This is a genomic window from Burkholderia sp. AU45274 (assembly GCF_030482505.1).
Classification (GTDB): domain Bacteria; phylum Pseudomonadota; class Gammaproteobacteria; order Burkholderiales; family Burkholderiaceae; genus Burkholderia.
The window spans coordinates 998,763-1,022,314 of the sequence record NZ_JAUJQE010000001.1; the positions used below are offsets into that span (position 1 = coordinate 998,763).

A 23,552-nucleotide genomic window follows, 5' to 3' on the forward strand; every position below is an offset into this window, starting at 1 on the left:
CTCCAACCAAAAAGCCGGCGGATCTGAACGATCAGTCGGCGAGCGGCTGCGGCGCACGGCGCCGCTGCCAGTTTCTTTCACTGAAATGCAGATAGAGCAGGCCGGGCAGGCCGAGCGCGAGTTCGCGCGCGCGTTTCGCAAGCGACAGCGCGAGCGCCGCGTCGGGCGGCAGTCCGACCAGCGGCGCGAGCAGCAGGTAGCCGCCTTCCTGCGCGCCGAGCGAGCCCGGGATCGCGAAGGCCGCGCCACGAATGGCCTGGCCGACGCTCTCGAGCAGCAGCGCGTCGAGCCAGCTCACCGGGTGCCCGAGGAAGTGCAGCGCAAGCCACACTTCGGCGGTGCCGACGATCCAGCCGACCAGACTCAATGCGAACGTCTTCGCGACCTTCGCACGATCGCGGTACAGCGCGCCGACCGCATCGTCGATCGCGTCGGCGCGGGTGGCCAGCGACGACCAGTCGCGCGGGCCGAGCAGCTTCGACGCGAGGCGCAGGCCGCGGCCGAACAGCCCGCGCCGCTGCGCCGCATAGAACGCGACGGCGAGGGCGCCGAGCACGCCGGTGGCGATCAGCGCGGGCGTGCGCAGGTGCGCGACCGATTCGTGCGTCGCATACAGGCTGAACGCGGCGATGCCGATCAGCGCGAACGCCATCTGCGCGAGCGCCTGCATCGTCGTGCTGACCGTGACGGCTGCCGCCGCGTCGGCCATCCGCGTGCCGCGCTGCGCGAGGTGGCGCACCATCAGCACGGGGCCGCCGATCTGCCCGGCGGGCAGCAGGCTGTTCACCGATTCGCCGACCCAGCGCGCGCGCAGCGCGTTGCCGAGCTCGGCGCCCGGCTGGCCGGGGCGGAACATCACGGAGATCGCGACCGCGTCGATCGCGAGCGGCACGACGTGGAACGCCGCGACGAGCGCGAGCCCCCAGCCGGCCGCGAGGAACGTGGACGCCACGGCGCCGACGCCCTGCCAGGCCAGCAGTGCGATGAAGAGTGCGGTCCCGAGGGACAGCAGGATGAGGCCCGCGCGTGTCATGACCCGCTCGTGCGTCGCGTCGCCAGTTGCTTGAACACCTGGCGGAAACCGAAATACGCGATCGCGTCCTTCATGTTCGAGATGAAGCGCTTCCACGGCCGCATGCCGGGGTTCGTCACGTATTCGAACGTGAGCGACACGCGCATCTCGTTCTGGCCGAGCGGCGTGATGCGGTGGCGCAGCTTGTCGCCGTCGAACAGCACGATGCCGCCGTCGGCGATCTGCACGGAACCCGGTTCGTCGGCTACGTCCGGATTGCGTGTGTGCAGCTCGTAGTCGAGCCGGCACGACGATTCGTCGATCACGCCGATCAGCAGCGTGTAGCGGCGGCCGTCGTAGTACGACGTGTCGTAGTGCCAGCCGATGTGGTCGCCGGGCTTCGTGTAGTAATACAGCGCGTACGCGTGCGGATCGTCGTCCGGCGACAGCATCAGCTTGTCGCCCGTGACTTTCTCGAGGAACGAGATCAGTGCCTTCGAGCGATACAGCTCGGCGATGTACGGCGCCTGCTCGTCGATCGTATGACGGCTGACGCTGCCGCCCTGCTTGTGGCCGGGCAGGTAATTGCGGTTCAGGCCGGCCTGCAGCGCGCGGGCGGCGTCGGCCAGTTTCGCGTGCGCGTCGGCCGGCAGGAAGGTGTCGAGATAAAGGAACGAGCCCTGGCGCGTGTAGTCGCCGCGCAGGCGGTCGAGGTCGAGCTGGCCGACACGGTCGGCCACGGTGCGATCGGGGTCGGCCGCGGCCGCGCGCACGGGCGCGGGGCGTGCCGGGCTCAGCACGGAGTCGTCGCGCGTGCTAGGAGTCATTTGGAAGCCTGGATTTCAGTAGGGTTCTGCGAAACGTTGCCGCGCCGAACGATGCGCCACCAGTCGAACACGACCCACGCCGCGAACAGCGGGGCGCCGATCGACGCCGCGAGCAGGAACGGCTCGACGCCGTCGAACAGCGTCACGAGCGGCAGCAGGTACAGCACGTCTTCGGTCTCGAAGCCGCCGGCGAATGCCTGCTTGGTGCCGGCCTTGCCGGCGAACGATTCGATCCGCATGCGCAGGAAGAAGATCAGCGCGACGGCCGCGCCGGCCACCGCGCCGAGCAGCACCGGCGACGCAGCCATCTGGCCGCCCTGGGCGACGATGCCGACGCCCATGCTGACGAACAGCGCGACCGTGACGAGCGCGTCTGCCGCGAGGTCGTAAAAATGACCGATCTTGCTGGATTTCCCGCTGATGCGTGCGAGCTCGCCATCGGTGTGGTCGACGAAGTTCGACAGCACGATCAGGAACGCGCCTGCATTGCTCCAGCCGAAGCCGCCGTGCGCGAGGCACCAGGCGCCGGCGAGGCCGATCAGCAGGCGAACGGTAGTGAGGTGATTCGGGGTGACGGGCGTGTCGACGAGCGGTCGGACAAGCGAGCGCGCCAGCCGCGCATCCCAGGTGCGCGGCAGGGGCGGTTCGGAACGTGTGGCGGTTTTTCTTTGGTCCATCGGCGAAATATATACGGAATTGTAATTTGGTGCTTTTTATTCGATCAATGTCCTGACATGAGGGAGTGTTACCGCGTCTTGCGGCGATCGGCCGGCCGAAAAAAGCGTGCGCGAAAGGGCGGCCAGACGGGGCGGCGGCATCCGTATTCCAGTGTGGTTCGCAACGCGCGACTGTCAAGGACGGACGGGCCTCACAGGCCGGTGCGGCGGTGCTTTTCGCGCTTCCCGCCGCGCGTCGCGCGGCGCGTGCGAGCTTGACGTGCGTCAGGTCGGGACAAGCCGCATCGGGCGACAATTGGCCGCGCCGGACGGGCGTCGGTCATTGCCGATCCGCAGGCGATAAAGCGCAGTGGAAATTCGTCGATTGATGCGCGTGAGTTGTCGATCGGCGACCGGTCGTTCTGCCCGATGCTTTCGCGCACCTTTCGTGTGCATCCGATTTAAACGGCACGCCTGTCACAGAACGGTCGTTCGATACCCGGCAAATCCGGCAAGGATCTTTTGCATTTAGCGGACATTTTGCGGCGATGGCCTCTGCGATACTCCGACCGTGCCTGTGGTGCCGGCCGCCCCTCGCGGCCCCAAGGGCTTCATGTCGCTCAGGAGACACCCCCCGCGACGTCAACGACAGACCCCAAGCGTCAGAAACCAGCCATGTCTTCATCACGCATCCTCGCTCCCGCCCTGCGTTCGCTCGTCCGCACCGCCGACGAAGCCGCCGCGCTGATCCGTCCCGGCATGACCGTCGCCATGAGCGGCTTCACGGGCTCAGGCTATCCGAAGGCCGTCCCGGCCGCGCTTGCCGCCCACATCGACGCGGCGCACACGCGCGGCGAGGACTTCCGGATCAACGTGCTGACGGGCGCATCGACCGCGCCGGAACTCGACGGCGCGCTTGCCCGCACCAACGGCATCTCGATGCGCCTGCCGTACCAGTCCGACCCGACGTTGCGCGACAAGATCAACGGCGGCGAAGTCGACTACCAGGACGTCCACCTGAGCCATGTCGCGCAGTACGCCTGGTTCGGGCTGTACGGCGATCTCGATGTCGCGATCGTCGAAGTCGCGGGTATCCGCGAGGACGGGCTGCTGATTCCGTCCGCGTCGATCGGCAACAACAAGACCTGGCTCGAACGCGCGAAGCACGTGATCCTCGAGGTCAACTCGCGCCAGCCGCTCGGCCTCGACGGGATGCACGACGTCTATTACGGCACCGCGCTGCCGCCGCACCGCAAGCCGATTCCGCTGACGAAGAGCGACGACCGGATCGGCGAGCCGTACCTGCGCTGCCCGGCCGACAAGATCGTCGCGATCGTCGAGACCGACGCGCCGGACCGCAGCAACGCGTTCTCCGCGCCGGACGCGACGTCCAAGCAGATCGCGCTGCAACTGATCGACTTCCTGCGCCATGAAGTGAAGCGCGGCCGCCTGCCGGAAAACCTGCTGCCGCTGCAGTCGGGCGTCGGCAACATCACGAACGCGGTACTCGCTGAGCTCAGCTCGGCCGGCTTCTCGAACCTGACCGCGTACACGGAAGTGATTCAGGACGGCATGCTCGACCTGCTGCAGGACGGCACGTTGAGCTTTGCGTCGGCCACCGCGCTGTCGCTGAGCCCGGCCGCCGTGCAGCGCTTCGCCGACGAAATCGCGACGTTCCGCGAGAAGATCGTGCTGCGCCCGCAGGAGATCAGCAACCATCCGGAGCTCGTGCGCCGGCTCGGCTGCATCGCGATGAACGGGATGATCGAGGCCGACATCTACGGCAACGTGAACTCGACGCACGTGATGGGCACGAAGATCCAGAACGGCATCGGCGGCTCGGGCGACTTCGCGCGCAACGGCTACCTGTCGTGCTTCATGTCTGCGAGTACCGCGAAGGGCGGCGCGATCTCGCGGATCGTGCCGATGGCGAGCCACGTCGATCACACCGAGCACGACGTCGCGGTGGTCGTCACCGAGCAGGGTCTCGCGGACTTGCGCGGCCTGTCGCCGAAGCAGCGCGCACGCAAGGTCATCGCGACCTGCGCGCATCCCGACTACCGGCCGATGCTCGAGGATTACTTCGAGCGTGCGTCGCGCGAAAGCTTCGGCAAGCACACGCCGCACCTGCTCGCCGAGGCGCTGTCGTGGCACGAGCGCTATGTGCGCACGGGCACGATGAAGGCCTGACGCGGAGCGAAGCGGGCGCGCGCCGCGCGTGCGCTCGTCAATCCATCGCCGCGTGCGCGATTTCCACGCTCGCCGCCTTCTGCGGCGGGCGGATCAGCAGCAACAGCGGAATCATCAGCAGCGTCGCGACGAACATCAGCTTGAAGTCGTTCAGGTACGCGATCATCGACGCCTGCTGGTTGATCGTGCGGTCGAGCAGCGCGATGTCGACGCGGCTGCCGACCATCGCCTGCACGGCCGGGTTGAACGGCGTGATGTGGGTCGCGAGGTCGGCATGCGCGACCTGGGTGTTGCGCGTCATCAGCGTCTGCACGATCGAGATGCCGATACTGCTGCCGATGTTGCGCATCAGGCTGTAGGTGGCCGTGCCGTCCGCACGCAGGTCGGGCGGCAGCGTCGAGAACGACAGCGCGCTCAGCGGCACGAACACGAGCCCCAGCCCGAAGCCCTGCACCACGCCCGGCCACACGATGTCCGCTTCGGACAGCACGACCGTGTACTGCATCATCTGCCAGAGCGCGAGCGCGGAAATCGCCAGCCCCGCGAGCAGCAGCATCCGCGCATCCACGTATTTCAGAAGCCTGCCGACGAACAGCATCGCGATCATCGTGCCGGCGCCGCTTGGCGCGGTGACGAGGCCCGTCGTCGCGACCGGGTAGCCCATCAGGTTCTGCAGCATCGGCGGTAGCAGCGCGCGGGTCGCGTACAGCACCGCGCCGACCACGAAGATGAACAGCGTGCCCGTCGCGAAGTTCGGGTCGCGCAGCAGTTCCGACTTGAAGAACGACGCCTTGCCGACGGTCGCCGTATGCACGAGGAAGAACGCGAAGCTGAGTGCCGCGACGATCGCCTCGATGCGGATCTCGTACGAGCCGAACCAGTCGAGTTGTTCGCCGCGGTCGAGCATCGCCTGGAACGCGCCGATCGCGAGCGCCAGCGTCGCGAAGCCGAACGCGTCGAACTTCACGTGCGGGCGCGGCGCGCGTGCGGGCAGGAAGGTCATCACGCCGGCGAGCGCGAACGCGCCGATCGGCACGTTGATGAAGAACACCCAGCGCCAGTTGTAGCTGTCGGTGAGCCAGCCGCCGAGCGTCGGGCCGAGGATCGGGCCGACCATCACGCCCATTCCCCAGATCGCCATCGCCTGGCCTTGTTTCTCGCGCGGATTGATGTCGAGCAGGATCGACTGCGACAGCGGCACCAGCGCGGCGCCGAATACGCCCTGCAGCAGGCGCGCGCCAACGATCTGCACGAGCGTCTCGGACAGCCCGCACAGCGCCGACGCGACCGTGAAGCCCGCGATCGACACGATCAGCAGCCGTTTCACGCTGAGCCGGTCGGACAGCCAGCCGGTGAGCGGGGTCGCGATCGCCGCGGCGACGATATACGAGGTCAGCACCCATGTGATCTCGTCCTGCGACGCGGACAGCGTGCCCTGCATGTGCGGCAGCGCGACGTTCGCGATCGTGCTGTCGAGGGTCTGGATCAGCGTGGCGAGCATGATCGACAGGGTCAGCATCGGCCGGTTCAGGGCGGGCGAGGCGGGGGCGTCGGCGGCGGGGTTCAAGCGGGTGTCTCCACGGGGCGGTCGCCGTGGGCGGCGATCCGGTATGGCTGGAATTATAAGCACGCGTATTATATATCCGCTTATCGCCGAGGCATGGCCGGCTTGACCCCTATAATCGCCGGATGGACAAGACTTACGAGAACCGGATCGGCTATCTGATCGCCGATGTCGCCCGCCTGAACGGACGCCTGTTCGACCGGCGCGCGAAGCGCATCGGGCTGACCCGGGCGCAAAGCCGCGTGCTCGCGTACCTGACGTGGAAGGGCGAGATGAATCAGGCGCGGCTCGCCGAATGGCTCGAGATCGCGCCGATCTCGCTCACGCGGTTGCTCGACCGGATGGAAAGCTATGGCTGGATCGAGCGCATCGCGAACGACGACGACCGCCGCGCATTCGTGATCCGGCTGACCGACAAGTCGCGCGAGATCTTTCCGCAGATGCTCGAAGTGGGTGACACCGTCGCCGACGACGGGCTGCGCGGCTTCACGCCCGACGAGCGCGACACGCTGGTGCGGCTGCTCGGGCGCGTGCGCCACAACCTGATCGATTGCGGCGGGGAGTGACGTGGCCCGCCGGTCGGGCGGGCCGGATGAACGACTTGAAAGCACCGGGCGGCAGCGCGCGAGCATGCGGCGTTTGCCCGCATGCCGGCACGCGGCGTTGTCGTCGCCGTTGCGCGGGTGCCGATGCCCGGCGTGGCCGTCGTCCGGCTGGCACACGAGACGATACGCTCGCCATGTTCGACGAAGCGCTTGCGTGGGTATCGACGTCGGCTCGGTTGAGCCGACGCTAGCTGTTACGGCCTCCGGAAGTCCATCTGCTCAACGGGTCAGTGCCGCGAGCGTGTACGCAGCCAGATAAAGCCCCACACCGTAGGACAGATGCGTGATGAGACTGCGCCGGCGCGCGACGCCCGGGTTCGGCGTGCGCGACGCCGCGATGCCGAAACCGAACGCGGGCTGCATCACGAAGAACGGTGCGACGACGCTAGCGAGGCCGGCGACTAGCGCGGGGAGCGGGGTCGGCGCGTCGATCCACGCCGGGCCGGCGATCAGGAGAGGCAGTGCCGCGAACGCGATGCCGATCGCGTAATGCGCGATCCAGCCGAGCGCACGTTCGCCCGGCACGGGCGCCGCGGCTCCGATCGACGCATGCCGGAACCGGCCGTGCATCATGTGGCCGATCCAGCGGCCGACCAGCGCATAGTCGAGCGACGGAATGCCGAATGCACGCCGCCGGAACAGTGTCCACAGATCCATCACGAGCGTGGCGCCCGTGCCGATCAGCAGCAGGTCGGGCAGGACGTCGGGCAGGCTCATCGCGTGCCTCCGCAGAGAAGGGAACAGGCTGCGCGGTGCAGCGGAATACGGCGTGGTTTCAACGGTTTCATGGCGATCCGGGCTTGTCTTCATCGAGTCGAACGACTATCTTGCAACCTCAAGTTCACTTGAGGTCAAGCATGAGCCGGCTGGACATTGCAGAGGTGGCGCGACGCTCGGGATTGCCCGCGTCGACGCTGCGCTACTACGAGGAAAAGGGGCTGATCGTCCCGATCGGCCGCCACGGGCTGCGGCGGCAATACGACGAGTCGGTGCTGGAGCGCCTGGCGCTGATCGCACTGGGCCGCGAGGCCGGCTTTTCGCTCGACGACATCCTCGCGATGGTCGGCACGGACGGCATGCCTGCGATCGATCGCGCGAAGCTCGACGGCAAGGCCGACGAACTCGACCGCACGATCCGCCGTCTCGGCGCCGTGCGCGATGCGTTGCGGCATGCGGCCGTGTGCCCGGCATCGAACCATCTCGAATGCCCGTCGTTCCAGAAGCTGCTGCGGATCGCCGCGCATCGCCATCCGGCCCGCCGCACGAAGACGGAGGGTGCGTAGGCGGCGAGTATGCATCGGCGGGTTGGCCGATGGCAGGGTGATGCGCGGAGTCATGCGGTGCCAGACATCGCAAACTGGAACAACGGGGTTGCAGCGTGTGGATTTTGCTTGTGTTTCCTGCCGCGTATGCGGCATCGCGGGTCGCGCCGCATTACGGGGTGCTCGCCGGGCTCGCGACGGTGGCCGTCGTGATGGTGACGCCGCAAGTGCTGCTGGCGTTGGGAATCGATTGGGTGACTCGGCGGTGCGGGGGCATTGAACCGCCTGTCATGGCCGCTCCGCCTGTACGGACCGATAGTCCGGAGGACGAACTGGCTGACGAGCCCGGCGACGCACCCGATGTGCCGTTTCGATACGGCGAGCGTGCACGATTCAAGCAACTGGTGCTGATCGCCGACGCCGTGCGGTCCGACGTCACGCGCAGTTTCTACGACAAGGCGAAGCTGACGATCGAAGCGTACGTGGATGTCGAGACGGGGCGCGACGGTTCGGGGGCGGCGATGGTGTCGACGGCCGAGCTGGCCCAGGAAGACGCCCCGACCGTCGTGCTGCCGGACGAAATGCTGACCGTGTTCGTGTCGAACGACGGCGCGTGGTCGGGGTTCCGCGTCGGTGACGACACCATCCGGTTCCGCCACGGTGCAATCACGAGAATGCAGCTCACGCAGGTGATTCCGGTTCGCTGGAAGGGCGGCTACATGGTGAAGTTCTGGTTCGACGTACCGAAACGGAACAGTCAAGACGATTGCGGGCCGCATTCGACCTGGTTCTATCTCGCGGCAGATTATTCCGGCCGCCGATCGCGCGTGCTCACCCATGCATGTCGCGAAGTCGCGTCGGTGCTCGACGTCCCGTTCGACGTCGACGAAACCGGCGACGACTGAGTCATCCCGCGTAGTACACGCGGCATTCCTGCTCGCGCCCGCGCACGATGCGCTTGCCGACGAGCGAGCCGTACGTTTCGGTGAAGACGGTCCGCTGATGCTCGCGTTGCAGGGCGTCGTAGAAATAGAGCGAGACCCAGTCCGTCGGGCGGGACGCCTCCGGCGTGCGCATCGCGGCATGCAGGCACAGCGCGGTGAAATGCCAGCCGCCCTTGGTCACGTGCATCACGGGCAGCGGCACGTAGTCGTCCGCATTCGGGCGCCGATGCGCGGTGACGCGTTGTACGACGCCAGGCGTCGGCAACACGCCGGCGGCGGCCTTGTTGCGGTACAGGCGGTCGATGTAGAGCAGCAGTTCGACGGGCGGCTCCGTGCCGCGGCCGGCGTCCTGCACGTGGCCCTGCCAGCGCCGGCGGCGGCTCAGCACGTCGTCGAGCGCGGCGCGGATGCCGGCCGCGCGCCGCGGGCCGACGCCCGAGATCGTTTCGAGCTGGCCGTTGCGGGCCGCGCGTTCGAGTTCCTCGAGCGTATCGATGTGCAGCAGGTCGTGAATGCGCAGCGCGAGCGCGTGGCCGATGCCCGGCACCGCTTCGAACGCGGAGGTGCGTTCGGCGTCGCCACACAGCCGGTCGAGCTGGCGCCAGCGCCCCGTCACCAGCAGCTCGGCAATCGCCTGGGCGACGCCCGTGCCGACCTCGGGCAGCATCCCGAGCGCATCGACGCCACCGGATTCGAACAGGGTGCGGATGTCGAGGTCGAGCGCGTCGACCGTCTCGGCCGACGCGCGGTACGCGGCGACCCGGTACGGATTCGCGCCCTGGTCAGCCAGCCGCTGCGCCGCCTCGCGCAGGCAGGCCGCGATATGCCGGTTTTCCTCGAACGTTTGGCTGACGGTCGTCTGCATGGCGAGGGACCCGGGGAAGCACAAACGGAATGGACACGGCGAACGATGCGCCGGTCGGCCTTTCATCATTGTCACGACACGCGATGAAGAAAACTTGACGCACGTCAATGGCAAACGTAGCACAGGTTCGACGCGCACGGTCGTGCCGGAAAGCGGCACGACCGTGCGTCGCGTGAGGCGGTCACGCGTCGAGGAACGACTGCGCGTTTTCGGCCTCGGCGGCCGTGCGCAACGCGGCGAGCGCCCGCTTCTCGATCTGCCGCACGCGTTCGCGCGACATGCCCGCGTCCTGCGCGATCGCGTCGTAGGTGTCAGGCTCGGCGCCGCCGAGCCCGAACCGCCGGCGCAGCACGTCGGCCTCGGCCGGCGTGACCGACCGGAGCAGCGACCTCACGCATTCGCGCATCCGCGTGTCGGCCAGTTGCTCGAACGGGCTGGCCGACGCCTGGTCCTCGATCAGCTCGACGAGGCCGGTGTCCGCGTCGGGCAGCGGCGCGTCGAGCGACACGGGCTCGGCAGGCAGCGCGAGCACCGCGCGCAGCTTGTCCTCGTCGAGGCCGGTTTCGGCGGCGAGGTCGGCCGGCGTCGCCCGGCGGCCCGTGCGCTGCCGAAAACGCAGCGCATGCCGCTGCACCCGCTGGTACTGGTCGCCGACGTGCACGGGCACGCGGATCGTGCGGGCGCGATCCGCGACCGCGCGCGCGATCGCCTGGCGGATCCACCAGGTCGCATAGGTCGAGAACTTGAACCCGCGCCGGTATTCGAATTTCTCGATCGCGCGCATCAGGCCGAGACTGCCGTCCTGCACGAGATCGGGCAGGTCGACGCCGCGGTTCATGTACTTGCGCGCGATCGACAGCACGAGCCGCAGGTTCGCCTCGAGCATCGCGCGCGTGGCGTCGTGCACTTTCTGCTGGCCGTCTGCCAGCGCCGCGGCGAGTGCCCGCCGCGCGACCGTGTCGAAGCAGGCGGCTTCGCCCGCCGCGGCGCGATGCGGCGCGGACACGAGCGTGCGCACGACGCCGCTCGCGTCGTCGACGGCCGGTGCGACCCACGCGATCGAGCCGAGCAGGGCGGCGACGTGGTTGCGTGCGTCACGGTATTCGTCTGAACGGTAGCCGTGCGCGTGCAATGCGCCGCGCAAGGCCGCGACGGCCACCTGCAGCGCGTCGTAGCTGGCCGGCGCAGGCGTGTCGCCGGCGTCGTCGTCGGACGACCCGGCTGCGCGGGTCGAAACCGGGGCGCGATGACGCGCGAGCAGCGCGTCCACCGCCGCCGGATAGCCGGCGAGCGCGTGCAGGATCTGGTGGCGGCCCGTCTCGATCTCGCGCGCCAGCACGATTTCGCCTTCGCGTGTGAGCAGCGGCACCGCCTGCATGCGGCGCATGTAGAGGGCGAGCGGATCGGTCGACGCGCTCGTGCCGCGTGCGAGGTCGCCGAGCATCGCGCGGCCTTCGTCGAGCGCATCGCGATCGACGTCGACCGGCGCCGAACCGGCGAACGGCGCAGGCGCGGCCGGCTCGTCGAGCACGGCGATGCCGATGTCGGCGAGCGCGGCGCGCACGACGTCGAGCGCGTCGGGGCTGTCGCTTTCGGGCGGCAGCGCGTCGACGAGGTCGGCGTGGGTCAGATAACCCTGTTCGCCGGCGAGCGCCAGCAACTGGATGATCGGATCGAGCGGCGTGTCCGCCCGGGGAGTGGGCCGTGGCGTAGTCATGTCGATGGCGGCGTGAGCCGCGTTCCTGTCTGGGCGGGCCGAAGTCCGCTGGTTTCGGGCCGCCGGTTGCTCGCGAACCCCGTCCGCGCCGGCCAGCCTGACATCGTTCAAGTTGAGGGCATTTGCGCGAACTTCAACGCGGGTGCGGCAGACGTGCCAGCATGCGGCGTGCCCGCGCGCCCGTCCGGTGCAGGAAACAAAAAGTAACCGATCAGACCGAGCGGAAATCTGCAGGGGACGTAAGCTAGAGTCAGGCGCGCGCCTGGCGGCGACGCGTGGATTCTGCCGGAGCAACCGATGACCCCGATTCCTGCCGCGAGGTATGCGGTATTCGCATTGACGACGCTGGCCCTCGGCGGCTGTTATTACACGAGTCCGTATGGCTATGCGCCGTACTACACACCGGCGCCGGCCACGCTGACGCAGCGCGAGATTCCCGTCACGCCGGCTGCGCCGGCCACCACTGCGCCGGGCCCGGCTGCGGCGGCGGTCGCGCCGCCGGTGGTCGATCCGGCGCCCGTCTACGTCGCGCCGGCCTATCCGCCACCGTATCCCTATCCGTATCCGTACTATGCCCCCGCGTATTACCCGGGCTGGTACGGCTGGGGCGCACCGGCGATCTCGGTCGGCTTCTGGGGCGGATGGGGCGGCGGCTGGCGTGGACGCGGCGGGTACGGGCATCGTCCGTGGGGCGGCGGCCACTGGGGCGGCGGCTGGGGCGGGCATCGGCACTGACCGGCGCGCGGCGGCACCGCGCGGGAGAGCATCATGAGGAACACGATTGTCCGTAGCCTGTGCGTCGTCCTGCTCGGCCTGGCGGCCGCGCCGGATATTACACAGGCACAGAGCACCGGCTACACGAATTCGCCGGCCGAACTGTTCGCCGGGCCCGCGCCCGACTATCCGGTCGTCGCGCAGATTCCGCCGGGCACCGCGCTGGACGTGTTCGGCTGCCTGAGCGACTACACGTGGTGCGACGTCGCGCTGCCGGGCGTGCGCGGCTGGATCGACGCGCAACTGATCGACTATCCGTACCAGGGCGGTTATGCGCCGCTGCTCGAATATGGCGCGATCGTCGGCGTGCCGATCACGGGGTTCGCGATCGGTGCGTACTGGGATCGCTACTACCGTCACCGCCCCTGGTTCCATGACCGCGATCGGTGGGAACACCGCGCGGAACCGCGGCTCGGCCCGGGCGGCGTGCCGCCGGGACAGGGGCGCGCGCAACCGGGTGGGCCGCCGCAGGCCGCACCGGGCGGACCGCCGCCCGTGCATGACGCGCGGCCGTCCGCTGCACGCGGCGGCTGGAACGGCGCGATTCGCACGCCGCCGCCGGCTGCGCCTGCGCCGGCACCCGCGCCTGCGCCGATGCCGGGTGCAGCCGGCAATCCGCGTCCGGCAGCGCCGCCGCAGGCCGTCATGCATCCGCCACCGGCCGCCGTCATGCGTCCGCCTCCCGCGCCGGGCGGTGAGGGCCGTTCGATGCCGGTACCAGTGCACCCGGGCGGTGGTTGGGGTGGCGGCGGTGGGCGGCCGCAAGGCGGCGGGAACGGCGGCGGAAGCCACGGTGGTGGCGGAGGCGGCGGCCCGGAAGAACTCCGTCACTGACGATGCCGATGCATTGGGTCGGCGCAGGACGAAAAAAAGCCGCTCCGGAGAGCGGCTTCTGGATCGGGCGAGCGGGCGACGGCCCGCAGCCTGACCGGCTACGTGTTACAAGCAGCCGGCCTTGCTAGTTGCTACCCCAATCAGTCGTCGAGCAGCGACAGGTCGCGCACCGCACCCTTGTCGGCGGACATGACCAGCTTCGCGTAGGCCTTCAGCGCAGCGGACACCTTGCGCGGACGCGGCTGCGTCGGCTTCCAGCCCTTGGCGTTCTGCTCTTCGCGGCGGCGCGCCAGTTCGTCGTCCGACACCAGCACGTCGATCGTGCGGTTCGGGATGTCGATGCGGATCTTGTCGCCGTCGCGCACGAGGCCAATCGCGCCGCCCGCTGCCGCTTCCGGCGAGCAATGGCCGATCGAGAGGCCCGACGTACCGCCCGAGAAGCGGCCGTCCGTCAGCAGCGCGCATGCCTTGCCGAGGCCCTTCGACTTGATGTAGCTGGTCGGGTAGAGCATTTCCTGCATGCCGGGGCCGCCCTTCGGGCCTTCGTAGCGCACGATCACCACGTCGCCGGCCTTGACCTTGTCGTTCAGGATGTTGTCGACTGCCTCATCCTGCGATTCGGTCACGTGTGCCGTGCCTTCGAACACGAGGATGCTCTCGTCGACGCCGGCCGTCTTCACCACGCAGCCGTCGACCGCGATGTTGCCCGTCAGCACGGCGAGGCCGCCTTCCTTCGAGAACGCATGCTCGTACGAGCGGATGCAGCCTTCGGCGCGATCGAGGTCGAGGCTCGGCCAGCGCGTGTTCTGGCTGAACGCGACCTGCGTCGGGATCCCGGCCGGGCCGGCCTGGTAGAACGTGCGGACCGCGTCGTCCTGCGTGCGGACGATGTCCCACTGGTCGAGCGCGTCCTTCAGCGACGGCGCGTGCACGGTCGGCACGTCGGTGTGCAGCTTGCCGGCGCGGTCGAGCTCGCCGAGGATCGCCATGATGCCGCCTGCGCGGTGCACGTCCTCGATGTGGTACTTGTTCGTGTTCGGCGCGACCTTGCACAGCTGCGGCACGACGCGCGACAGGCGGTCGATGTCCTTCATCGTGAAGTCGATGCCGGCTTCCTGCGCGATCGCCAGCAGGTGCAGGATCGTGTTGGTCGAACCGCCCATCGCGATGTCGAGCGTCATCGCGTTCTCGAATGCCTTGAAGCCCACCGAGCGCGGCAGCACGCGTTCGTCGTCCTGCTCGTAGTGCTGGCGGGTGAGTTCGACGATGCGACGGCCGGCGCGCTTGAACAGTTGCTCGCGGTCGGCGTGGGTGGCCACCACGGTGCCGTTGCCGGGCAGCGACAGGCCGAGGGCTTCGGTCAGGCAGTTCATCGAGTTCGCGGTGAACATGCCCGAGCACGAACCGCAGGTCGGGCAGGCCGAGCGTTCGACTTCGGCGACTTCGGCGTCGGAATACGACGGGTCGACCGCGATCACCATCGCGTCGACGAGGTCGAGCTTCTTCACCTCGATGGCCTTGGTGACCGGGTTCGCGAGGCGCGTCTTGCCCGCTTCCATCGGGCCGCCCGACACGAAGATCACCGGGATGTTGAGGCGCATCGCGGCCATCAGCATCCCCGGCGTGATCTTGTCGCAGTTCGAGATGCAGACCATCGCGTCCGCGCAGTGCGCGTTCACCATGTATTCGACCGAGTCGGCGATGATGTCGCGGCTCGGCAGCGAATACAGCATGCCGTCGTGGCCCATCGCGATGCCGTCGTCGACCGCGATCGTGTTGAATTCCTTCGCGACGCCGCCGGCTGCCTCGATCTCGCGCGCGACGAGCTGGCCGAGATCCTTCAGGTGCACGTGCCCCGGCACGAACTGCGTGAACGAGTTGACGACCGCAATGATCGGCTTCGAGAAATCGTCGTCTTTCATGCCGGTGGCGCGCCAGAGCGAGCGCGCCCCTGCCATGTTGCGGCCAGCGGTGGAGGTTTTGGAACGGTAAGTGGGCATGGTCGTTGCTGAAGAAATATCGCGGGAAAAGGGTGGAGGCACGGGGAATAAAGGCCTCTCTCGCGCCCGTGCAAACAACCTCTTGAGCTGCGCCCTGGGCAAACTCCGTGATTATCCCACAGCCGCCGGGCGGGCGGCGCCGGCGGGCAAGGCCGATCGGCGCGGGTGGGGCGCGGCGGGCAGCGCGTGGGCCCACAAGCCGAAAGAACCGAACAAAGCGCGGCGCGAAGACGGAATGGCGGGAGCACGCGAAGCCGGAAGCCGGCCATCGCCAGCGGAGCCCAGCAGCGGCTTCATCGCCCGTCTTGCCGACGACGAAGCCGCGCCGCTCGATCGCGCGTCAGTCGAGCAGCGTCAGGATCTCGTCGTACAGCGCCTTCGGAATCCGCACGCCGTTCGCGATGCTGCGCGCGCGGGCGTCGAAGCGGCGTTGCGACGGCAGCCGCGCACCCTGCGCGACGATCGATTCGAACATCCGTTCGCCGCGCGCGAGCCCCGTGTCGAGATCGTCGCCGAGGAACACCTTCGGGTCGAATGCGATCACGAGCTCGCCGTGGCACGGCGTCGCGCCGACGCCTTCGTCGAAGTCCATCGATTCCCGGCTCGTCATGTCGCCGATCAGCGCGCCGCCGAGCAGTTCGACCATCGCCGCGAGCGCCGAACCCTTGTGGCCGCCGAACGTGCGCATCGCGCCCTGCAGCGCGGCTTTCGGATCGGTGGTCGGCCGGCCGTCGGCGTCGATCGCCCATTCCGGCGGGATCGCCTTGCCTTGCTTCGCATGCAGCTCGATGTCGCCGCGCGCGATCGCGCTCGTCGCGAAATCGAACACGAACGGCACGCCGCCCGGGCGCGGCCATGCGAACGCGATCGGGTTCGTGCCGAACACCGGCTCCTTGCCGCCTTCCGGTGCAACCCAGCTATGGCTCGGGTTCATCGCGATGCCGACCAGCCCCTCGGCCGCGATGGCCTCGACCTCCGGCCACAGCGCGGAGAAGTGGTAGCAGTGGTTGATCGTCATCGCGGCGATGCCGTGCTGCTTCGCCATCTCGACGAGCACCGGCAGGCCGGTCTCGAAGCTCAGCAGCGAAAAGCCGCGATGTGCGTCGACCGAGACGATCGACGACGACAACCGGCGCAGCGTCGGCACGGCTTGCGGATCGACCTTGCCCTTCTTCAGCGAACGCACGCAGACGAGCAGCCGGTACACGCCATGCGAATGGCATTCGTCGCGCTGGCCCTGCGTGATCACGTTGGCGATGGCACGCGCATGCGCGTCGGACATGCCGTTGTGCGTCAGCACGCGCAGCGCGAGCGCGTGGACGTCATCGAGCGACAGGACGACTTCGTCGGTGGAGGCGGTCATGTCACGCCTCCCGCGGCGCGGGCACGCCGTCGATACGTTGCGGCACGTTCAGCGGATTGCCGTTGCGGATCGCGTCCGGCAGCAGCGCATCAGGCAGGTCCTGATACGACACCGGGCGCAGGAAGCGCTCGATCGCGCGTGCGCCGACGGACGTCGTGCGCGTATCGGACGTGGCCGGGAACGGGCCGCCGTGCACCATCGCATGGCCGACCTCGACACCCGTGCCGAAGCCGTTGACGAGAATGCGGCCGGCCTTGCGCTCGAGCAGCGGGCGCAGCGCGGCGAACAGCGGCGCGTCGCCATCGGCGAGGTGTGCCGCGATCGTCAGCTGGCCTTCGAGCGACTTCAGCACGCGATGCAGCGTGTCGGCGTCCGGGCAACGCACGATCAGCGAAGCGGGGCCGAACACTTCTTCTCGCAATTCGGGATGCGCGACGAACGCGTCGGCCGAGGTCGCGAGCAGCGCCGCGCGGGCCTGCAGGCGGTTGCCTTCGGCGCCTTGTGCGAGCAGCTCGACGGCCGCGTGATCGCGCAGCGCCGCGACGCCCTGTTCGTAGCTGGCGTGGATGGGCGGCGTCAGCATCGTTTGCGCGGGCGCGGCACGCACCGCAGCGGCGGCCGTTTCCTCGAACGCGCGCAGCCCGGGCCCGTCGACGGCGAGCACGAGGCCCGGGTTCGTGCAGAACTGACCGGCGCCGAGCGTGAGCGACGCGACGAACTGCGGCGCGATCGCATCGCGGCGCGCGTCGAGCGCGGCGGGAAACAGCAGCACGGGATTGATCGAGCTCATTTCCGCATAGACGGGAATCGGCTCGGGGCGCGCGGCCGCGATGTGCATCAGCGCGACGCCGCCGCGGCGCGAGCCGGTGAAGCCGACGGCCTTGATGCGCGGATCGGCGACGAGCGCCTGGCCGATCTCGCGCGACGCGTCGAACAGCAGCGAGAACACGCCGGCCGGCATCCCGCATTCACGCGCGGCTTGCTGGATCGCGCGGCCGACGAGTTCCGAGGTGCCCGGATGCGCCGAATGCGCCTTGACGATCACCGGGCAGCCGGCCGCGAGCGCCGACGCGGTATCGCCGCCGGCGACCGAGAACGCGAGCGGGAAATTCGACGCACCGAACACGGCGACGGGCCCGACCGCGACGTTGCGCAGGCGCAGGTCGACGCGCGGCAGCGGCTTGCGCTCGGGGCGCGCCGGATCGATGCGCGCGTCGAGAAAGGCGCCGTCGCGCACGAGCGACGCGAACAGCGCGAGCTGGCCGACCGTGCGGCCGCGCTCGCCTTCGATGCGCGCGCGCGGCAGGCCCGTTTCGATGACGCAGCGCTCGATCAGGTCGTCGCCGAGCGCCATGATGTGGCGGCCGATCGCGTCGAGAAACGCGGCGCGGGCTTCGAGCGACGTTTCGCGATAGGTGTCGAAGGCGTCGTCGGCGAGCGCGCAGGCCGTCTCCAGGTCGTGCGGGCTCGCACCGCCGAAGGCGGGTTCGAGCCGTTCGCCGGTGGCGGCGGCGATCGCGTGGAGGGTGCCGTTCTGTCCGGCGACGGCGGACGGGCCGATCAGGAGCTGACCTGTGAGTTGCATGGTTTTCCTCGGAAAAAGACAGGAGCCGGGCGTGGAGCGCCCGGCCGAAGGGATCATGGGAAAAGGAGCGAGTGCGTCAGTCCTCGTCGTCGTCGAGTTGCAGCTTCTCCGAGCGCACGCCGGTGTTCGCCCCCCAGTAATAGATGACGAGCGCGACGGCCGCGACGACGACTGTGTCGTACGGATGGGCAAGCTGGCCCGTGCCGCCGAAGCCGCCGAGATACGACAGCACGATCATCGCGGCATAGAACGCGATCAGCCACGCGGACGAGCGCACCTGCTCGGCGAGGCTAAGGTGCGCGGTCGGCACCCAGCGACGGCACGCGAGATAGATCACGAACATCACGATCTGCAGGCCGAGCAGCCAGGACACCGTGCTCCAGCCCGACCAGTAGACGATCAGCGCGGCGATCACGAACGACGCGGGGCCGGTGATGCCGAACGCGCTCGCGCGGAACGGCCGGGGGAGATCCGGCGCGGTGCGGCGGAGTGCGGCGACCGACACCGGCGCGACCGCATAGCTCAGCACCAGCGCGGCCGACACGATGTTGATCAGCGCTTCCCACGACGGGAACGGCAGCGTCCAGAAGATCGCGAGGCCGAACGTGAGCCACAGGCCCGCGCGCGGAATGCCCGACGCTTCGTCGACGCGCGTGAACACCTTGAAGAACGTGCCCGTCTTCGCCCAGCCGTAGACCACGCGCGGCGTCGCGTTCATGTAGATGTTGCCGCAGCCGCTCGGCGAGATCATCGCGTCGGCGACGACCATCACCGCGAGCCAGCCGACGCCGAGCGCCAGCGCGATGTCGCGGTACGGCAGCGAGAACGCCTTGCTCACGTCGTGCCAGCCGGCGGCGAGCATGTCGGTGGGGATGCTGCCGATGAACGCGAGCTGCAGCAGCACGTAGATCAGCGTCGACAGCAGGATCGACAGGATCAGCGCGATCGGGATCGTGCGCTGCGGATTGCGCACCTCGCTCGCGACCGACACGATCGGCGTGAGCCCGAGGTACGCGAAGATGATGCCGCCCGCGGACACGGCCATCTCGATGCCCGGCATGCCGAACGGCGCGAAGCCCTGGATCGTCAGGTTCGCGGGCTTGAAGAACGTGAACAGCACGGCGATCACCGCCAGCGGCACGATGAACTTGAAGAGGCTGATGATGTTGTTCGCCTTCGCGAACGTCTTCACGCTCGAATAGTTCAGGTAAAAGAAGAAGCCCAGCAGCGCGGCCTGCACGAGCCAGCCGAGCGTGGTCGGGTCGCTCGATCCTGCGACGGTCAGGCCTGGAAACCACGCGGCCGCATACTGGCGCGCGGCGACGACTTCGATCGCGATCAGGCTCGAAAAGGCGATCAGCGTGATGAAGCCCATCAGGTAGCCGAGCAGCGGGCCGTGCGAGAACACCGGGTAGCGCACGACGCCGCCCGCGCGCGGCAGCGCGGCGCCGAGTTCGCAGTAGACGATGCCGAGCAGCAGCACCGCGAAGCCGCCGAGCAGCCACGAGAAGATGCCGGCCGGCCCCGCGATCGTCGACACGTGACTCGCGGCGAACAGCCACCCCGAACCGAAAATGGCGCCGAGACCGATGAACGTGAGATCGGTCAGCGACAGCTGTTTCTTGAACTTGCCGTGACCCGCGTCGGGGTGCGCGGAACGGGAAAGCGGGATAGACGGGTGAGCGTTGCCTTGGCCTGGCATGGGCGTGTCTCCTGGAGGAATGTCGGCACAGGCTCGAGGTGCGCCGCGCTCCGACGGAGCAGCGGCGCCAGCCTGCCGGCCGGCGTCGCCCGGTTCGAACGACCGGGGCGGGCTGCGGGGCGTTCACGCGCGGCGCGCTCGGGCGCCGGTATGAACGGGCCCGCAGGCCATGCCGGACCGAAGACGGCGGCGCGCAGGGGGGAAAGCCCGCGTGCCGCCGCAGGGGAAGTCGGTCAGAGACCGACGTCGGGCAGCGCCGGGCGCGTTTCGAGCGCCTTCGCGACGATGGCCTTCACTTCCGCGAGCGTGTCGCCCTGCAGCGCGAGGCGCGGCGGGCGCGTGATCGCGCTGCCGCGGCCGACCAGCTCTTCGCACAGCTTGATGCACTGCACGAGGTCGGGGCGCGCGTCGAGGTGCAGCAGCGGCATGAACCAGCGATACAGCGCGAGCGCTTCGTCGAAGCGCTTTTGCTTCGCGAGGCGGAACAGCGTCTCGCCTTCCTTCGGGAACGCGTTCGACATGCCCGACACCCAGCCTTCGGCGCCGACGGCGATGCTCTCGACCACGACGTCGTCGAGGCCCGCGAACAGCACGAAGCGATCGCCGACGGCGTTGCGCAGGTCGATGAAACGGCGCGTATCGCCTGACGAATCCTTGAAGCAGACGATGTTCTCGCAATCCTGCAGCGCGATCAGCACGTCGGGCGTCACGTCGTTCTTGTAGATCGGCGGGTTGTTGTAGACCATCACCGGCAGGTCGGTGCTGGTTGCGACCGCGCGGAAGTGCGCGGCGGTTTCGTGCGGCTTCGCCGAGTAGACCAGCGCGGGCATCACCATCACGCCGTCGACACCGACGCGCTGCGCCTCACGCACCGTGTTGCGCGCGAATTCGGTCGTGAATTCGGCGATGCCGGCGATCACCGGAATCTTGCCGCCGGCCGCGTCGCGTGCGGCCTCGATCACCTGGAGCTTCTCGCTCGTCGACAGCGACGTGTTCTCGCCGACCGTGCCGCAGACCACGAGGCCCGATACGCCGTCGTTCACCAGGTTCTTCACCACGCGGTGCGTGGCATCGATGTCGAGGGAAAAGTCCGGCTTGAACTGGGTGCTGACGGCCGGGAAAACCCCGGTCCACTGAATGGCGTTTCGGCTCACTTCAATCTCCTACGTGTTTGTATCGGTCGGCCGACAGGTGTCGGTGTGGCAACCAGTATCGCCGCGCAAATGCCCATCACGCTTGAGTCGTATCGCGGAGCAAAATGACGAAATCGGCACAGCGGCCGGACGGCGCGGGAAGGGCGCTTCGCACTATGCCGATTTCGTCGTCGTCCTCATCGAAAAGCCACAAGCGGGCGGACGCGCGACGGAGGAAGCTGTGCTCCTTTCCCCACTTCGGACGGCTCATGATGAAGCGCATCCAGATCATCGATTCGCACACGGGCGGCGAACCCACTCGGCTCGTCGTGTCCGGTTTCCCCGCGCTCGGCAGCGGCACCATGGCCGAGCGCCGCGACGTGCTCGCGCGCGAGCACGACCGCTACCGCACCGCCTGCATTCTCGAACCGCGCGGCAGCGACGTGCTGGTCGGTGCGCTGCTGTGCGAACCCGTGTCGCCCGAGGCGGCGGCCGGCGTGATCTTCTTCAACAATAGCGGCTATCTCGGGATGTGCGGGCACGGTACGATCGGCGTCGTGCGCACGCTGCACCATATGGGGCGCATCGCGCCCGGCGTGCACCGGATCGAGACGCCCGTCGGCACCGTCGAGGCGACCCTGCACGACGACCTGTCGGTCAGCGTGCGCAACGTGCCTGCGTATCGCCATGCGAAAGGCGTCGCGCTCGACGTGCCGGGTTACGGCCCCGTGAAGGGCGACGTCGCGTGGGGCGGCAACTGGTTCTTCCTGATCAGCGACCATGGGCAGCGCGTTGCCGGCGACAACGTCGCGGCGCTCACCGCGTATGCGTCGGCCGTGCGCGAAGGGCTCGAACGCGCGGGCATCACCGGCGCGAACGGCGGCGAGATCGACCATATCGAGCTGTTCGCCGACGATCCCGAGCACGACAGCCGCAGCTTCGTGCTGTGCCCGGGCCTCGCGTACGACCGCTCACCGTGCGGCACCGGCACGAGCGCGAAGCTTGCGTGCCTCGCGGCCGACGGCAAGCTCGCGCCGGGCGCCGTATGGCGGCAGGCGAGCGTGATCGGCAGCGTGTTCCAGGCGAGCTACGAAGTGGCCGACGGCGGCATCGTGCCGACGATTCGCGGCAGCGCGCACCTGAGCGCGGAAGCGACGCTGCTGATCGAGGAAGACGATCCATTCGGCTGGGGTATTGCGCCGTGAGCGACACGAAGACGGATGTCGTCGTGATCGGCGCCGGCATCGTCGGCGCGGCGTGCGCGCACGAACTCGCGCAGCGCGGGCTGCGCGTGCTCGTCGTCGACGACGCGAGCGGCGGGGCAACCGGCGCGGGCATGGGGCATCTCGTCGCAATGGACGACAACGCGGCCGAACTCGCGCTCAGCCATTACTCGATCGAACTGTGGCGCGCGCTGAGCGGCGAGATGCCGGAAGGGTGCGCGTACCGCAACTGCGGCACGTTGTGGCTCGCCGCCGATGCGCACGAAATGGATCTGGCGCGCGCGAAGCAGGCGACGCTGGCCGCGCATGGCGTGGCGGGCGAGCTGATCGACGCGGCGACGCTCGCGCGGCTGGAGCCGATGCTGCGCGCGGGCCTCGGCGGTGCGCTGAAGATTCCCGGCGACGCGATCCTCTATGCGCCCGTCACCGCGAACTGGCTGCTGCAGCGCGCGCCGCGCATCACGTTGCGGCGCGACCGGGCCGTCGCGGTCGACGGCCCGTGCGTGACGCTCGCGAGCGGCGACACGCTGCGCGCGGAGCGGGTGGTCGTCGCGAACGGCGTCGCCGCGCGCACGCTGCTGCCCGAGTTGCCGCTGCGCCCGAAAAAGGGCCATCTGCTGATTACCGACCGCTATCCGGGCCAGGTGTCGCACCAGCTCGTCGAGCTGGGCTATGCGGCGAGCGCGCATGCGAGCGACGGCACGTCGGTCGCGTTCAACGTGCAGCCGCGGCCGACCGGCCAGTTGCTGATCGGTTCGTCGCGCCAGTTCGACACCGAGGACGCGCAAGTCGACCCGCCCGTGCTCGCGCGCATGCTGCGCCGCGCGGTGGGTTATCTGCCGGACCTGGCCGACCTGAACGGGATCCGCGCATGGACGGGGTTCCGTTCCGCGAGCCCCGACGGGCTGCCGCTGCTCGGCGAGCATCCGGCGCGGCCGGGCGTGTGGCTCGCGGTCGGGCATGAAGGGCTCGGCGTGACGACCGCGCCGGGCAGCGCGCGGCTCGTCGCGGCGCTGATGGCCGGCGAACGGCCGCCCATCGATATCGAACCGTATTTGCCGGGACGCTTTCTGAGCGCGTCCCTCGTAGCCGGAGCGCTGACATGAAACGACCCCCACGCTCTCTTCGTTCGCTGTCGACCGGTGTTGGCGCTTCAGAGCTGACTCCCGTCCCATGCACGGCGCCCCTCGCAGCGGCGGCCCGGCGGAGGCTGAGATGAAACGACCCCCACGCTCTCATCGTTCGCTGCCCCCCGCGGGGGCGGTCAGCCTCCTTGGGGCGGCCCGGCGGAGGCTG

General features: G+C 68.8%; 20 protein-coding genes. 8 read left to right on the top strand and 12 right to left on the bottom strand.

Translation table 11 applies throughout. From position 1 onward, the window contains the following. Positions 1–31 precede the first annotated feature (31 nt). Genes QZM35_RS04520 through QZM35_RS04530 form a run of 3 tightly spaced genes read right to left on the bottom strand, consistent with a single transcriptional unit; the run spans position 32 to position 2,516 of the window. On the bottom strand, positions 32–1,033 hold the full coding sequence (locus QZM35_RS04520) for an HpnL family protein (protein ID WP_089427737.1): 1,002 nt from the start codon (positions 1,031–1,033) through the stop codon (positions 32–34). Further along, positions 1,030–1,839: a 2OG-Fe(II) oxygenase gene (locus tag QZM35_RS04525; RefSeq protein WP_089432531.1), complete on the bottom strand. Its 810-nt coding sequence runs from the start codon at positions 1,837–1,839 to the stop codon at positions 1,030–1,032. Before QZM35_RS04525 ends, QZM35_RS04520 begins: the two co-directional genes overlap by 4 nt. Continuing rightward, complete coding sequence (locus QZM35_RS04530; RefSeq protein ID WP_039357120.1) at positions 1,836–2,516, bottom strand: CDP-alcohol phosphatidyltransferase family protein; 681 nt, start codon at positions 2,514–2,516, stop codon at positions 1,836–1,838. The genes QZM35_RS04525 and QZM35_RS04530 overlap by 4 nt, the downstream gene beginning before the upstream one ends. A gap of 654 nt (positions 2,517–3,170) precedes the next feature. Between QZM35_RS04530 and QZM35_RS04535 the strand changes: the two genes are divergently transcribed. Next, positions 3,171–4,685, top strand: coding sequence for an acetyl-CoA hydrolase/transferase family protein (locus tag QZM35_RS04535; protein ID WP_089432532.1), 1,515 nt, complete (start codon positions 3,171–3,173; stop codon positions 4,683–4,685). Positions 4,686–4,722: 37 nt separating this feature from the next. Here the strand turns inward: QZM35_RS04535 and QZM35_RS04540 are convergent, their stop codons facing one another. Then, positions 4,723–6,252 carry a DHA2 family efflux MFS transporter permease subunit gene (locus tag QZM35_RS04540; protein WP_089427733.1) on the bottom strand — a complete coding sequence of 510 codons (1,530 nt, stop codon included), beginning with the start codon at positions 6,250–6,252 and terminating at the stop codon, positions 4,723–4,725. Between the two features lie 122 nt (positions 6,253–6,374). Here QZM35_RS04540 and QZM35_RS04545 point away from each other — a divergent pair, with 122 nt between their 5' ends. Beyond that, complete coding sequence (locus QZM35_RS04545; RefSeq protein WP_047850156.1) at positions 6,375–6,815, top strand: MarR family winged helix-turn-helix transcriptional regulator; 441 nt, start codon at positions 6,375–6,377, stop codon at positions 6,813–6,815. Between the two features lie 258 nt (positions 6,816–7,073). Here the strand turns inward: QZM35_RS04545 and QZM35_RS04550 are convergent, their stop codons facing one another. Further along, complete coding sequence (locus tag QZM35_RS04550; RefSeq protein ID WP_089427732.1) at positions 7,074–7,571, bottom strand: DUF2938 domain-containing protein; 498 nt, start codon at positions 7,569–7,571, stop codon at positions 7,074–7,076. Positions 7,572–7,711: 140 nt separating this feature from the next. Here QZM35_RS04550 and QZM35_RS04555 point away from each other — a divergent pair, with 140 nt between their 5' ends. Together QZM35_RS04555 and QZM35_RS04560 are read left to right on the top strand one after the other, a co-directional pair. Further along, positions 7,712–8,137: a helix-turn-helix domain-containing protein gene (locus tag QZM35_RS04555; RefSeq protein ID WP_089427731.1), complete on the top strand. Its 426-nt coding sequence runs from the start codon at positions 7,712–7,714 to the stop codon at positions 8,135–8,137. A gap of 269 nt (positions 8,138–8,406) precedes the next feature. Beyond that, positions 8,407–9,021 (top strand): hypothetical protein, encoded by a 615-nt coding sequence (locus tag QZM35_RS04560; protein WP_301775473.1) that lies wholly within the window; start codon positions 8,407–8,409, stop codon positions 9,019–9,021. Position 9,022: 1 nt separating this feature from the next. Here QZM35_RS04560 and QZM35_RS04565 read toward each other — a convergent pair whose 3' ends face one another. Together QZM35_RS04565 and QZM35_RS04570 are read right to left on the bottom strand one after the other, a co-directional pair. Beyond that, positions 9,023–9,925, bottom strand: a complete 903-nt coding sequence (locus QZM35_RS04565; protein ID WP_301775474.1) for a helix-hairpin-helix domain-containing protein — start codon at positions 9,923–9,925, stop codon at positions 9,023–9,025. A 181-nt stretch (positions 9,926–10,106) separates the two neighbouring features. Next, positions 10,107–11,642 carry a sigma-70 family RNA polymerase sigma factor gene (locus QZM35_RS04570; protein ID WP_174971709.1) on the bottom strand — a complete coding sequence of 512 codons (1,536 nt, stop codon included), beginning with the start codon at positions 11,640–11,642 and terminating at the stop codon, positions 10,107–10,109. Positions 11,643–11,939: 297 nt separating this feature from the next. Here QZM35_RS04570 and QZM35_RS04575 point away from each other — a divergent pair, with 297 nt between their 5' ends. Further along, positions 11,940–12,377 carry a hypothetical protein gene (locus QZM35_RS04575; protein ID WP_089427727.1) on the top strand — a complete coding sequence of 146 codons (438 nt, stop codon included), beginning with the start codon at positions 11,940–11,942 and terminating at the stop codon, positions 12,375–12,377. A gap of 33 nt (positions 12,378–12,410) precedes the next feature. Next, a complete protein-coding gene (locus QZM35_RS04580; protein ID WP_301775475.1) occupies positions 12,411–13,250 on the top strand; it encodes an SH3 domain-containing protein in 840 nt (279 codons plus the stop codon). A gap of 140 nt (positions 13,251–13,390) precedes the next feature. On the opposite strand, the gene ilvD is transcribed toward QZM35_RS04580, so the two are convergent. From ilvD to QZM35_RS04605, 5 genes are all read right to left on the bottom strand, one after another. Then, the gene (gene ilvD, locus QZM35_RS04585) at positions 13,391–15,250 is read right to left on the bottom strand and encodes a dihydroxy-acid dehydratase (RefSeq protein WP_301775476.1); all 1,860 of its coding nucleotides are present in this window, start codon (positions 15,248–15,250) and stop codon (positions 13,391–13,393) included. A 340-nt stretch (positions 15,251–15,590) separates the two neighbouring features. After that, complete coding sequence (locus QZM35_RS04590) at positions 15,591–16,613, bottom strand: Ldh family oxidoreductase (RefSeq protein ID WP_301775477.1); 1,023 nt, start codon at positions 16,611–16,613, stop codon at positions 15,591–15,593. Between the two features lies 1 nt (position 16,614). Continuing rightward, positions 16,615–18,198: an aldehyde dehydrogenase (NADP(+)) gene (locus QZM35_RS04595; protein ID WP_301775478.1), complete on the bottom strand. Its 1,584-nt coding sequence runs from the start codon at positions 18,196–18,198 to the stop codon at positions 16,615–16,617. Between the two features lie 76 nt (positions 18,199–18,274). Then, positions 18,275–19,900, bottom strand: coding sequence for an APC family permease (locus QZM35_RS04600; protein WP_301775479.1), 1,626 nt, complete (start codon positions 19,898–19,900; stop codon positions 18,275–18,277). A gap of 233 nt (positions 19,901–20,133) precedes the next feature. Then, the gene (locus tag QZM35_RS04605; RefSeq protein WP_006484863.1) at positions 20,134–21,054 is read right to left on the bottom strand and encodes a dihydrodipicolinate synthase family protein; all 921 of its coding nucleotides are present in this window, start codon (positions 21,052–21,054) and stop codon (positions 20,134–20,136) included. Between the two features lie 251 nt (positions 21,055–21,305). On the opposite strand from QZM35_RS04605, the gene QZM35_RS04610 reads away from it, so the two are divergent. Together QZM35_RS04610 and QZM35_RS04615 are read left to right on the top strand one after the other, a co-directional pair. Continuing rightward, entirely contained in the window at positions 21,306–22,238 is a 933-nt protein-coding gene (locus QZM35_RS04610) for a 4-hydroxyproline epimerase (protein ID WP_301775815.1), read from the top strand. Continuing rightward, complete coding sequence (locus QZM35_RS04615) at positions 22,235–23,362, top strand: FAD-binding oxidoreductase (protein WP_301775480.1); 1,128 nt, start codon at positions 22,235–22,237, stop codon at positions 23,360–23,362. The genes QZM35_RS04610 and QZM35_RS04615 overlap by 4 nt, the downstream gene beginning before the upstream one ends. Positions 23,363–23,552: the final 190 nt, after the last annotated feature.